General features: G+C 39.8%; 11 protein-coding genes. 10 read left to right on the plus strand and 1 reads right to left on the minus strand.

All coding sequences use genetic code 11. The annotated features are described in order from the left end of the window. Positions 1–513 precede the first annotated feature (513 nt). The 5 genes from AN161_RS09780 to sdaAA all read left to right on the plus strand — a co-directional run bounded on the left by AN161_RS09780 (position 514) and on the right by sdaAA (position 5,801). A complete protein-coding gene (locus AN161_RS09780) occupies positions 514–1,704 on the plus strand; it encodes a diguanylate cyclase (protein ID WP_053594172.1) in 1,191 nt (396 codons plus the stop codon). A 123-nt stretch (positions 1,705–1,827) separates the two neighbouring features. Beyond that, positions 1,828–2,190, plus strand: coding sequence for an Asp23/Gls24 family envelope stress response protein (locus AN161_RS09785; RefSeq protein WP_053594173.1), 363 nt, complete (start codon positions 1,828–1,830; stop codon positions 2,188–2,190). An 18-nt stretch (positions 2,191–2,208) separates the two neighbouring features. Then, entirely contained in the window at positions 2,209–3,855 is a 1,647-nt protein-coding gene (locus tag AN161_RS09790) for a DAK2 domain-containing protein (protein ID WP_053594174.1), read from the plus strand. A 357-nt stretch (positions 3,856–4,212) separates the two neighbouring features. Beyond that, on the plus strand, positions 4,213–4,875 hold the full coding sequence (gene sdaAB / locus AN161_RS09795; protein WP_053594175.1) for an L-serine ammonia-lyase, iron-sulfur-dependent subunit beta: 663 nt from the start codon (positions 4,213–4,215) through the stop codon (positions 4,873–4,875). Positions 4,876–4,889: 14 nt separating this feature from the next. Further along, positions 4,890–5,801, plus strand: a complete 912-nt coding sequence (sdaAA, locus tag AN161_RS09800; RefSeq protein ID WP_053594176.1) for an L-serine ammonia-lyase, iron-sulfur-dependent, subunit alpha — start codon at positions 4,890–4,892, stop codon at positions 5,799–5,801. 171 nt (positions 5,802–5,972) lie between these two features. On the opposite strand, the gene AN161_RS09805 is transcribed toward sdaAA, so the two are convergent. Further along, positions 5,973–6,257, minus strand: a complete 285-nt coding sequence (locus AN161_RS09805) for a hypothetical protein (RefSeq protein WP_053594177.1) — start codon at positions 6,255–6,257, stop codon at positions 5,973–5,975. 792 nt (positions 6,258–7,049) lie between these two features. Between AN161_RS09805 and recG the strand changes: the two genes are divergently transcribed. The 5 genes from recG (at position 7,050) to fabG (ending at position 12,747) form a co-directional block, all read left to right on the plus strand. Continuing rightward, positions 7,050–9,095 (plus strand): ATP-dependent DNA helicase RecG, encoded by a 2,046-nt coding sequence (recG, locus tag AN161_RS09810; protein ID WP_053594178.1) that lies wholly within the window; start codon positions 7,050–7,052, stop codon positions 9,093–9,095. Between the two features lie 129 nt (positions 9,096–9,224). Continuing rightward, positions 9,225–9,803: a transcription factor FapR gene (gene fapR / locus AN161_RS09815; protein WP_053594554.1), complete on the plus strand. Its 579-nt coding sequence runs from the start codon at positions 9,225–9,227 to the stop codon at positions 9,801–9,803. After that, positions 9,800–10,792 (plus strand): phosphate acyltransferase PlsX, encoded by a 993-nt coding sequence (gene plsX / locus AN161_RS09820; RefSeq protein WP_053594179.1) that lies wholly within the window; start codon positions 9,800–9,802, stop codon positions 10,790–10,792. Before fapR ends, plsX begins: the two co-directional genes overlap by 4 nt. Positions 10,793–11,054: 262 nt before the next feature. Next, complete coding sequence (gene fabD / locus AN161_RS09825; protein ID WP_053594180.1) at positions 11,055–12,008, plus strand: ACP S-malonyltransferase; 954 nt, start codon at positions 11,055–11,057, stop codon at positions 12,006–12,008. Then, positions 12,001–12,747: a 3-oxoacyl-[acyl-carrier-protein] reductase gene (gene fabG / locus AN161_RS09830; protein ID WP_053594181.1), complete on the plus strand. Its 747-nt coding sequence runs from the start codon at positions 12,001–12,003 to the stop codon at positions 12,745–12,747. The genes fabD and fabG overlap by 8 nt, the downstream gene beginning before the upstream one ends. Positions 12,748–12,770 lie beyond the last annotated feature (23 nt).

A 12,770-nucleotide genomic window follows, 5' to 3' on the forward strand; every position in this document is an offset into this window, starting at 1 on the left:
AAAAAAGTATCAGCTTTTATGCTGTTGAAAAACTATTGTTTCAATGAGATTATGGTGTCATTAATTAAAGTATGGTCTTAGGCAAAACGAAGGGTTGATTTCCGTTCCGACTGGACGACTCCTTGGGGATTAGCGATAGAGGATCGAAGGCTAAAACCATCATCCTGTCATTTCAAAAGTTAGTGTTATGATATAAGTATCAACTTTTTTATTTTTTCAGAGATTATTTTATGCAACGAAATGCATTTTATAGAAGTTTAGAAGTTTTGTTTTTGACTAGTGAAGTAAATGGTGTTTTTTGAGTTTTAGTAAAAAGGTGGAGCTAATTTCGTTCGTTTATCAACAATTTTTGCAAAGACTACTTGTATTTTTCGTTATCTAGACGATAAAAATAGGACAAATTATCTTCATTCAGCAATTTTGTAACGACAGCGGCATTGTTTATCTGGCGAAAGCTACAATTACGCCAAGGCGAAATGAATTTGCAAGACTGTTTTATTAGGAGCGGACGTTATGGAAAATCAAGAAAAGCTAGTTCTCTCTATACAGAAAGAAATGATTCAATTTAATTTGAAACGTATGCGAACAGTAGCGTGGACATTAATGTATGTATCAGTCATCATTATAATAATTCATTATGGTGAGGTCTTTTTTTCGAAAACAGAACGAGCGATGGTGCCAGCTTATATAGCTATACACACTATATTGTTTTATATAGATTTAGCGGTGTTATTATTTGTAAAAGAAAAGAGAATTCAGGTTACATCTCTTAATTTCCGAAAATACGAATCTATTTTACTCAGTTATATTTATACTATATTGGTATTAATTACTGTTATCACCGTGATGGATGTTTATTTCTTTAAACATGCGGCTCTTTATGAGGTGCTATTTTTATTGATTTGCGTTATTTTTTCTATCCCTTTCCTGAAAATTTTTTGGATTGCATTAATAACAGTGCCACCAATTTTAATAAGTGCTTATCTGAGTGTTGGGGTATCAAGTGAAAGTATTAAAATACTTTTACCGATGTCCCTTATTATTCCCATAGGGCTAGTTATTCAACGACATAATTATAAAGTTCAAAGACAATTTACGAAACAACATATTTTATTACAAGAAGAAATGATAAGATCCAAGAATTTGTCAAAATTGTTAGCTGAGAAAAATAATGAGCTATCAGAGCAAGCGCTTCGGGATACGTTGACAAATTTGCCTAATCGACGAGCTTTTAATAATAAATTAACGCAAATAGGGCAACAACTTAGTAAACCAAAATCTATATCAGTCATGATGATTGATATAGATTTTTTTAAAAATTTCAATGATTATTATGGTCATTTACAGGGTGATGAAGCATTAATAAAAGTGGCAGCTCTGTTAGATGAAATTGCTGAAAAGTATAATGCATTTGCTGCACGCTGGGGAGGCGAAGAATTCGTCATCGTTAGCCAACATGCCGCAAAATTTTCAGAGCATGTTTGTGAGGAAATTTTAGAGGAAGTCCGCAATTTAAACATTCGTCACGAGCGTTCAAAAGTAGCTGATATTGTCACAGTCAGTATCGGGATGTGCCATGTCAAAATCTCAAATATCGAGCATTTGAAAACATGCTGTAAATTAGCCGATCAAGCATTATACACAGCAAAACAAAACGGTCGTAACAACTTTTACAGCAAAAATGAAAATTTCGATGAAGGTTAATTTTATCTATATAATGACAGTAAAACGTTGATACAGAGCGTTTTCATGCCCTCCTAGGTTGATTAATGTATAACGAAAGTGTTACAATATACTTTAGTCAAAAAGAGCCAAGGGGGCATTTCTATGTCAATTGAGTTAAACAATGAATTCGGCCAAATTGATATTTCAACAGATGTACTTGCGCAAATTGCTGGTGGCGCTGCTGTAGAATGCTACGGTATTGTAGGCATGGCATCTAAACATCAAATTCGTGATGGTCTAACTGATATTTTACGTAAAGAAAACTTTGCAAAAGGTGTTGTTATTCGAAAACAGGACGACGATTTACATATTGATATGTACATTATTGTTAGTTACGGGACAAAGATTTCGGAAGTTGCTTATCAAGTACAATCGAAAGTGAAATATACAGTGGATAAAACATTAGGTATGAGCGTAAAATCTGTCAATATCTTTGTGCAGGGCGTTCGTGTAGCGAATGATTAAGAGGAGGAACTAAATCGAATGCAGTCTTTAGACGGAATAAAGTTTGCAGAAATGGTGCAAATGGGTGCCCATCACCTATTCCAAAATGCAAATTATGTTGATTCATTAAATGTATTTCCAGTACCAGATGGTGATACTGGAACGAATATGAACTTATCGATGACATCTGGCGCAAAGGAGACAGAGCTCTCTGCTTCAGAACATATCGGTAAAACAGCACAGGCTTTATCAAAAGGTTTACTTATGGGAGCGCGCGGAAATTCTGGCGTTATTTTATCGCAATTATTCCGTGGCTTTGGTAAATTTATTGAAAAAGATGCGACAATTGATGCCAAGGGCTTTGCAGGTGCTTTCCAAGCAGGCGTTGATACAGCCTATAAAGCGGTAATGAAGCCAGTTGAAGGAACGATTTTAACGGTAGCACGTGAAGCGGCAAAAAAAGGCGTGGAAGTGGCAGAAACTGAAACCGATATCATTGCAGTGATGGAAGCATTTACTGCTGAAGCACAAGCTTCGTTGGAACGTACACCTGAGCTTCTACCTGTTCTTAAAGAAGTAGGTGTTGTAGATAGCGGTGGTCAGGGTCTTCAATTTGTTTATGAAGGGTTCTTAGCATCTTTAAAAGGTGAACCATTACCGCAGAAAAATGAAGCAACTTTAGATGATTTGATCAATGCAGAGCATCATCGAGCACAAGATTTCATGAATACTGCGGATATTGAGTTTGGTTATTGTACTGAAATAATGGTACGTTTGGAAGAAGGGAAAGAGCCCTTTAGTGAAGAACAATTCCGCAATGAATTAAACCCTCTAGGTGATTCTTTACTCGTTATTTCGGATGAAGAGATTGCTAAAGTTCATATTCATTCTGAGCAACCAGGTGCTGTTTTGGCTATGGGTCAAAAATATGGTAATCTCATTAAAATTAAGGTCGACAATATGCGTGAACAGCATTCAGCTATCGTTGGGGAGGATCATAAAGTGTCTTCAGCTAAAAAAGTAGAAAAGCATCCATATGCAATTGTAACGATTGCAATGGGCGAGGGAGTTGCTGAATTACTTCGTTCAATTGGTGCTTCTTATGTTATTGAAGGCGGTCAAACAATGAACCCTTCAACTGAAGATATTGTTAAGGCAGTACAAGAAATTGGTGCTGAAAAAGTGTTAATTTTACCGAATAACAAAAATATCGTCATGGCAGCAGAACAAGCAGTAGAGCTTTTAGATATTGAAGCAGCAGTAGTTCCAACGAAAACAATCCCTCAAGGTATGGCAGCGATTCTATCGTTTAATCCAGAGGCGGCAGTTGAAATAAACCAAGCAACAATGACAGAGGCTTTTGCAAATGTTAAAACAGGCCAAGTAACCTATGCAGTTCGAGATACATCTATTGATGGCGTAGAAATCCATAAGGACGATTTCATGGCTCTTGCAGAAGGAAAAATTGTATTATCTACCCCAGCATTAAAAGATGCTGCTGAGAAGGTGATTACTGATTTAGTAGATGAAGATGCTGAAATTGTAACAGTTATTTATGGTGAGGATACTACAGAAGAAAATGCCTCGGAGCTAGTAAAATTTATTGAAGAGAACTATCCTGAGGTGGAAGTTGAGTTATTTAATGGAAAGCAAGGATTATATCCATATATTATTTCAGTAGAATAATTCAATGCTACTTTGCAAGGAAGTAGACAAAGCAGTGCACAGACCGTGTACTGCTTTTGTTTATGGTACAAGAAGAATAGGGGATAATAAATTATATAAATTAGCTAAAAATAAGTGATTTGATGTATGTACCCGTAGGACAATGTACTTGAAAATGCTGGAATATCAGCCTTTTGAAATTATTGTGTATATGGAGTGGACAAAAGTTAAACAATATTTCCACTTGTATATTATAGTAGTGTAAATTTTCTGAAAGTTGATAAAGAAGTGCTTTACTTTTATAGTGACTATCAAGCATGATACATGATATAAGTAAAAATAAATATTATTATATGGATAGAATAGAGGGGTGTTTTTATGAAGTTTACTTCAGTATTTGATATTATTGGACCAGTGATGATTGGGCCTTCTTCCTCTCATACGGCAGGTGCCGCACGAATTGGACGCGTTGCCAGAGATTTATTTGGGAGACAACCAAAGTGGGCGAAAATTCACTTATATGGTTCGTTTGCTGAAACGTATAAAGGACATGGAACAGATGTAGCATTGATAGGGGGCCTATTAAATTACGATACATTTGATGAACGAATTAAAACAGCTTTTGCCGATGCAGAAAAGGCAGGATTAGATTATGAATTTATCCCAGAAACAGCTAATATGGAACATCCGAATACTGCTCGCCTTGTGATTGGCGATGATGAAGGACAGATGTCTGTTGTTGGGATTTCTATCGGTGGCGGTAAAATTGAAGTGAGTGAGGTTAATGGCTTCAAGTTACGGTTAACAGGTGGCATGCCAGCTATTCTTGTTGTACATGATGATCGTGCTGGCTGTATTGCCAATGTAGCAAATTGCTTAGCGATGCATGCAGTCAACATTGGGCATATGGAGGTTTCGCGTATTGAACGTGGTTTAACGGCACTTATGGTGATAGAAGTCGATCAAAACATCGAGGAAAAAGTACTACAACAAATTTCTTTAATACCACATATTTCAAAGGTTTCTAAAATTAATAACTAAGGAGGTGTCCCAGTATGGACGTATTGTTTCATAATGTTCGTGAACTAGTTGAACGGGCAGATCAAGAAGGAAAACTAATTTCTGAAATTATGATTGAACAGGAAATGTTAATAACTGGACGTACAAGAGAAGAAATTATGCAGCAAATGGACCGTAATTTAACGGTGATGGAGGAAGCTGTTGAAAGAGGCTTGAAGGGTGTGCAATCTGTAACGGGTTTAACTGGTGGAGACGCAGTATTGCTTCAAAATTACATTGCGCAAGGAAAATCATTGTCTGGGGATTTATTATTAGACGCGGTGAGTAAAGCGGTTGCAACAAATGAGGTTAATGCGGCAATGGGTACAATATGTGCAACACCAACTGCAGGATCAGCTGGTGTTGTACCAGGGACACTGTTTGCAGTGAAAAACAAGCTAAATCCAACACGTGAGCAAATGATTCGTTATTTATTCACATCAGGTGCTTTCGGCTTCGTTGTTGCCAATAATGCTTCGATTTCAGGTGCTGCTGGTGGCTGTCAAGCAGAGGTTGGCTCAGCTGCTGGTATGGCAGCGGCGGCGATTGTAGAGATGGCTGGTGGTACCCCGCAGCAATGTTCAGAAGCATTTGCCATTACACTCAAAAATATGCTTGGGCTTGTTTGTGACCCAGTAGCTGGATTAGTGGAGGTTCCTTGTGTAAAACGAAATGCTATGGGTGCGTCAAATTCGCTTGTAGCTGCGGATATGGCACTCGCGGGTGTCACAAGTCGCATCCCGTGTGATGAAGTGATTGGTGCGATGTATCGAATTGGACAATCTATGAGTCCGAATTTAAAAGAAACTGCACGTGGAGGCCTAGCTGCAACACCAACAGGTAAAGCGATTAGTAAAGCTATATTTGATAACGGCAATTTAGAGAGTATCAAATCACTGCAAAAATAAAAATATGAAACACGCTATTCCTAAGGGAGGCGTGTTTTTTTGAGGTTCCACATGGTATAGGTGTTTTATAGGTGAAAATGAAAAACATAATGGTGAAATAGTACGGGAGGGTAGTTTAGACAAAGAGGATACATTCTCTTGGTGATACTCCCTATTCTAGGCTCATCACCATTACGTGTGGTTGATTTCCGTTCCGGCTGGGCGCTTTGTTGCTGCCGCTACGCTTTCGCACAGATAAAACATTTGCCGCTGACGCTTCGCTTTCGCGCAGATAAAACATTTGTAGCTGCCGCTTTGCTTTCGCACAGATAAAACATTTGTTGCTGTCGCTTCGCTTTCGCACAGATAAAACATTTGTAGCTGCCGCTTTGCTTTCGCTACAGAAAACATTTGTTGTTGCTGTCGCTTCGCTTTCGCACAGATAAAACATTTGTAGCTGCCGCTTCGCTTTCGCACAGAGCAAAGCTTCCTGGGGGCGTCCGATGAGCCGCTTGGGCCAACAGATGTTTTTTGCGCGAAAGCGTAGTGCTAACGTAGCGGCAGCAGAGGGTTTTGTATGTGCGAAAGCGTAGCGACAGCAACAGCACGACGTTGGTCACGAAGGCGTTATCACAGGACGTGATGCTCTTAGCCTTCGTTCCCCTACTTGCTCGCTCCAGGGTCTCATCTGTGACGCTGATCCCCAAGGAGTCGCCCAGCCCCCACTCCAATCAACTTATATACATGGCGTACGTTTTAGCTTCTTTCAGCGAATGTTTTCGTAGCGAAAATGAAACGTCAGCTACAGATGTTTTTTGTAGCGAAAGCGTAGCGACAGGTACAAAAGTCCCCTACCTTTATAAGTGGTGAGGATGAATGCGAGTTTAAGTTACTTTTTATTGAGTGTCCAAAAATTAAAGTTACAATCACTTAAAAAAATGACCCAATATGAAGAGGGTCATTGATTGTTGTAAATCGTGAACTAGAACAATTGAAAATTATAGGGAATTAGGATGAAAAAGTGATAATTCATTCGATATAATTAACTATCAATCAATTATTAATGAATTGAATTGAATTGCTATCTTACTGAAAATGAAAAGTTATATAATAATATTGAGAATAATAATACGTGTGTTCAGATGTGTTAAACGCTAAGAGTAATCGTAAGAAAGGGGAAAACTCATATGCTGAAAAAACGTATGGTTAAACGAATGACTATGGGTAAAGTACTTGTGGTGGAAATATTTGGAGGAGTTGTCGTGCAAGGTGACTGATTTAACGAGTCCCGTTACCGATTTAAAGGGAATCGGGAAAGAAACAGCAGGGCATTTAGAGGCATTAGGCATCGAGACGATAGCGAATTTATTATGGACGTTTCCGCATCGACATGAGGATTTTCGTTTAAAGGATTTAGCACAAACACCACATAATGAACGTGTCACTGTTGAGTGTAAAGTTGAACGTGAACCGACAATGTTGTTTTTAGGTCGCAATAAATCTCGATTGCAAGTGACGGTGCTGGCAGGTCGACATTTGGTGAAGGTTGTTTTTTTTAATCAAGGCTATTTGAAGCAGAAGCTTGTACCAGGAGCTATTATTACCGTCACAGGTAAATGGGACAGAGGCAGACAAGTTATCAATGGAACGTCTGTTACGTTTGGTCCGAAAACAGATCAGGTCGACTTCGAACCTGTTTATAGTCTAAAAGGGTTGATTCAACAAAAGCGTTTTCGTAAATATATGAGACAAGCGCTAGATGAGTTTGGTGCAGAGATACCGGATGCAATTCCACAGCGTTTACAAGCGGATTATAAGCTTGTTTCAATGCGTGAGGGACTTGAAGGCATTCATTTCCCTCTTGATGCGGGGCATGCAAAGCAGGCAAGAAGGCGATTTGCCTATGAAGAGTTACTAAACTTTCAGCTACGTATTCAAGCGTTACGTAAAATTCGAAAGGACAGTGAGCACGGTACAGTTATACAGTTTGATTTGCAAAAACTACGTGCCTTTATTGCATCGTTACCGTATGAATTAACAGGTGCACAAAAACGCGTCGTCAATGAAATTTGCAAGGATTTGAAAGAACCGCATCGTATGAACCGCTTACTTCAAGGTGATGTAGGGTCAGGGAAAACCGTTGTTGCGGCGATATGTTTATATGCAGCTGTAACTGCTGGTTTTCAGGGAGCATTAATGGCGCCAACAGAAATTTTAGCTGAGCAGCATGCTGAAAACTTGAAGGAATGGTTTGAGCCATTTAGCGTACGTGTGGCTTTACTATCAGGATCGACGAAAGCAAAGGAGCGTCGGTTACTTTTAGAAGAACTAGTAAATGGGGATATAGATATTTTAATTGGTACGCATGCGCTTATTCAGCCTGATGTCGTTTTTTGCAAGCTTGGTTTTGTCATAACGGATGAACAGCATCGTTTTGGGGTTGAGCAGCGTAGAATATTGCGTGATAAAGGGGAGAATCCAGATGTGCTCTTTATGACGGCGACACCTATTCCGCGTACACTTGCGATTACAGCATTTGGAGAGATGGATGTTTCAATGATTGATGAAATGCCAGCGGGGCGTAAACAAATTGAAACACATTGGATGAAAAAAGAGCAATTTGGCTCTGTTATGTCAAAGCTAGAATTAGAGCTTGCTGCTGGAAGGCAGGCATATGCTATTTGTCCTCTTATCGAGGAATCAGACAAGCTTGATGTACAAAATGCAGTAGAAATCTACGAGCAGCTTGCAACGTATTTTAACGGGCGATACAATGTTGGGTTAATGCATGGTCGCCTAACTGCGGATGAAAAAGACGCTGTTATGCGAGCCTTTAGTGAAGGGACTATTCATGTGCTCGTGTCTACAACAGTTGTTGAGGTTGGGGTTAACGTACCAAATGCAACTTTTATGATTGTTTATGACGCTGAACGCTTCGGCTTAGCTCAATTGCATCAGCTGCGTGGACGTGTTGGACGAGGCGAACATCAGTCATACTGTGTGTTGCTTGCCGATCCAAAATCTGATGAAGGCAAAGAGCGAATGCAGTCGATGACGGAAACGAATGATGGTTTCCGCCTAGCTGAAAAGGATTTGGAACTACGTGGTCCAGGTGATTTCTTTGGACGTAAACAAAGTGGCTTGCCTGATTTTAAAGTAGCGGATTTAGTGCATGATTATCGAATACTTGAGACTGCAAGAAAAGATGCAACGGACATACTTGAGACTGATGCTTTTTGGCGTGATGATGAATACAAAAAATTACGTGAAATGCTTGAAAATTCAGGCGTTTTACAAGGGGATCGCTTCGATTAACTGAATATTTGATACTCTATTAGGAATGTGGGAACTTGTTTCTAAACAAGTCTTGCATTCTTTTTTAATACTCTATATACTGATATTAGTACCAAGTGCTAATAACAACTAAAAAGGTGGCGAATGATGTTGAGACGAACGAAAAAAGAGCGACAGCGACTATTATCCGAAACGATAGCTGAAAATCCATTCGTCACAGATGAACAGCTAGCAACACAGTTTCAGGTTAGTGTCCAAACGATTCGTTTAGATCGTATGGAATTAGCGATTCCAGAATTACGAGAACGAATTAAAGATGTTGCTTCGAAAACTTATGAAAATGAAGTAAAATCACTACCGATTGATGAAGTAATCGGAGAAATAATTGATATTGAATTGGATAATCGTGCACTATCTATTTTTGACGTAAAAGAAGAACATGTTTTTCAGCGCAATGGCATCGCGCGTGGACATCATTTGTTTGCACAGGCAAATTCATTGGCGGTAGCAGTTATTGACGACGAACTAGCATTAACAGTACATTCTAATATTACTTTTGTGAAACCTGTTAGAGCTGGAGATCGTGTTATTACAAAAGCTATTGTTATTGGACGTGATGAAAAAAATCATCGTACAAAAGTAGAGTTGACGTCCACTGTTAACGGCGAAACAGTTTTTGTTGGTGAATTTGATATGTATCGCACGAAAGGTGAAGGTGAACAACAATGAAATTAGCGCTTGATGGAATGGGTGGCGACAACGCACCAAAATCAGTTGTTGAAGGTGCTTTATTAGCATTAGAGCAAATTCCAAATTTAGAAATACAACTATATGGTCAGCAGGAAAAGCTTGAACCATTTATTAAAATACATGATCGATTAACTGTAGTACATTGTGAGGAAGTTGTGGAAGGAACAGACGATCCAGCACGCGCTGTTCGCCGTAAAAAGGATTCATCGATGGCAAGAATGATGGATGCAGTTGAAGAAGGAAAGGCAGATGCTTGTCTTTCAGCAGGTAATACGGGTGCTTTAATGGCAGGTGGCTTATTTAAAGTAGGACGTATTGAAGGGATTGCTAGACCTGCTTTAGCCACTACACTACCAACATTGGATGGTAAGGGCTTTTTAATGCTTGATTTAGGGGCAAATGCAGATGCGCGACCTGAGCATTTATTGCAATATGCGATTATGGGCGATATTTATGCGAAAAAGGTAGGCAGCTTACAAAAGCCACGTATTGGTTTGCTAAATATCGGTACTGAGGATAAAAAAGGAAATGAATTAACGAAGGCTGCTTTCGAATTATTAAAAGAAGCAGATTTGAACTTTATCGGCAATGTAGAAGCTCGAGATTTACTTGAAGGGGTAGCTGACGTTGTAGTAACAGATGGTTTTACAGGTAATATGGTGCTGAAATCGATAGAAGGAACAGCAGGCGCATTATTTTCAATGCTGAAAGAGGCGTTTATGTCTTCAACAAAAACAAAAATTTCGGCAGCACTTATGAAAAATAATTTACGTGATTTGAAAAATAAAATGGACTACACAGAGTATGGTGGTGCAGGTTTGTTTGGTTTACAAGCACCTGTAATAAAGGCACATGGATCTTCCAACGCCAAAGCAATATACAGTGCGATTCGCCAAGCAAATACGATGGTAGAGCATACAGTCATCTCGACGATTACAGATACAGTACGTCACTTAGAAATTGATTAACTTCTTTCAGCGGGTGTCCAAACACCCACTGATATAGAGGAACTCAGTCTAAGAACGCCACGTCCTGTGGCAACGACTGAGTGACCAACATCATGTTGCTGTCGCTACGTTAGCACTACGCTTTCGCACAGAAAACATTTGTTGGCCTAAAGCCTCCGGCGGATGTCACGGAATCGGAAAGGAGTTCTTTGTGCAAGCACAAAGCCGATTCCGGACGCAATTATGCCGAGGCATTATTGATTAAAAAGGGGATGAATGAAAAATGACGAAAATAGCATTTGTTTTTCCAGGACAAGGTTCTCAAGTAGTTGGAATGGGGCAAGAATTTATTGAGAATGCGGCAGAAAGTAAAGCGTTTTATGACAGTGCAGATCAATCACTTGGCTTTGAGCTATCTAAACTTATGTTAGAGGGGCCAGCTGAGGAGCTAACATTGACTTACCATGCACAGCCGGCGCTTTTAACTACTGGTGTGATGGTAGCAGAAAAATTACGTGCAGCAGGTATTACGCCAAACTATGCAGCAGGGCATTCACTTGGAGAGTACAGTGCATTAGTAATCGCTGGTGTGCTATCGTTCGAGGATGCAGTTTCTGTCGTACATAAGCGTGGGCTTTATATGAATGAAGCTGTACCTGCAGGGCAAGGCGCTATGGCAGCCATTCTAGGGATGGAGCTTGAGGCACTGCATGAGGTAACTGAAAAAGTATCTGCAGCAGGTGACCCGGTTCAGGTAGCGAATGTAAACTGTCCAGGGCAAATCGTTATTTCTGGTACAAAGGAAGGCGTTGACAAGGCTTCTTTAGCAGCGAAGGAAGCAGGCGCCAAACGAGCAATACCTTTAGTTGTTAGTGGCCCATTCCATTCAGAGCTAATGCGCCCATCATCTGGAAAATTAAAAGAAGCATTGGCTGCTATATCATTGTCAGCCCCAAAAATCCCTGTAATCGGCAACGTCATGGCGAAAGAATTAGAGGATGTTGCTACTATTCAACATGAGTTAGTAGAACAAGTATTTAGCGCTGTGCAATGGGAAGCATCTGTGCGTGAAATGATTGCACAAGGTGTCGATGTCTTTATTGAGTGTGGACCAGGTAAAGTATTAAGCGGATTAGTGAAAAAAATCGATCGAACTGTTGCGACATATTGTGTTTATGATGAAGCATCATTAGAGACTGTGCTAGAAGCGGCGAAGGAGTGGACAATTAATGCGTAAATTAGATGGTAAAGTAGCTGTTGTAACTGGTGCTTCGCGTGGAATAGGGCGATCTATTGCATTAAAGCTTGCTGATGAGGGCGCTAAAGTTGTCGTTAACTACAGCGGCTCACAGGCAAAGGCAGAAGAAGTTGTCGCGATGATTCAAGAGAATGGTGGCGAGGCTATTGCCGTACAAGCGAGTGTTTCCAAAACAGAGGAAGTTACAGCATTAATGAATGCAGCTGTGAAAACATTCGGCTCGCTTGATATTTTAGTAAATAATGCAGGTATTACACGTGATAACTTGTTAATGCGTATGAAAGAAGATGAATGGGACGATGTTTTAGACACGAACCTTAAAGGTGTTTTCCTTTGTACAAAAGCAGTAACTCGTCAAATGATGAAGCAACGTGCGGGCCGTATCATCAATATTTCATCGATTGTCGGTGTAGCTGGTAATGCGGGGCAGGCTAACTATGTAGCTGCAAAAGCAGGTGTTATTGGACTAACTAAAACGACTGCAAAGGAGTTAGCTTCACGAAATATTCTAGTGAATGCAATTGCACCGGGCTTTATCGAAACTGAAATGACTGAACAACTACCAGAAGATCTAAAACAAGGCATGCTTACGCAAATTCCTCTTGCTAAACTTGGGCAGCCTGAGGATATCGCAAAGGCAGTAGCTTTCCTAGCTTCAGATGATGCTAACTATATGACGGGTCAGACGTTACATATAGATGGCGGCATGGTGATGTAATTTCAATTAGTCATAGATAATGA

The organism is Lysinibacillus sp. FJAT-14222 (assembly GCF_001278875.1).
GTDB classification, from domain to species: Bacteria; Bacillota; Bacilli; order Bacillales_A; family Planococcaceae; genus Lysinibacillus; species Lysinibacillus agricola.

Excerpts from the sequence above, each read along its gene's own strand:
- sdaAA (WP_053594176.1), top strand. The coding sequence starts at position 4,890 with ATGGACGTATTGTTTCATAATGTTCGTGAACTAGTTGAACGGGCAGAT.
- AN161_RS09790 (WP_053594174.1), top strand. The coding sequence starts at position 2,209 with ATGCAGTCTTTAGACGGAATAAAGTTTGCAGAAATGGTGCAAATGGGT.
- fabG (WP_053594181.1), top strand. The coding sequence starts at position 12,001 with ATGCGTAAATTAGATGGTAAAGTAGCTGTTGTAACTGGTGCTTCGCGT.
- AN161_RS09785 (WP_053594173.1), top strand. The coding sequence starts at position 1,828 with ATGTCAATTGAGTTAAACAATGAATTCGGCCAAATTGATATTTCAACA.
- fabD (WP_053594180.1), top strand. The coding sequence starts at position 11,055 with ATGACGAAAATAGCATTTGTTTTTCCAGGACAAGGTTCTCAAGTAGTT.
- AN161_RS09780 (WP_053594172.1), top strand. The coding sequence starts at position 514 with ATGGAAAATCAAGAAAAGCTAGTTCTCTCTATACAGAAAGAAATGATT.
- sdaAB (WP_053594175.1), top strand. The coding sequence starts at position 4,213 with ATGAAGTTTACTTCAGTATTTGATATTATTGGACCAGTGATGATTGGG.
- plsX (WP_053594179.1), top strand. The coding sequence starts at position 9,800 with ATGAAATTAGCGCTTGATGGAATGGGTGGCGACAACGCACCAAAATCA.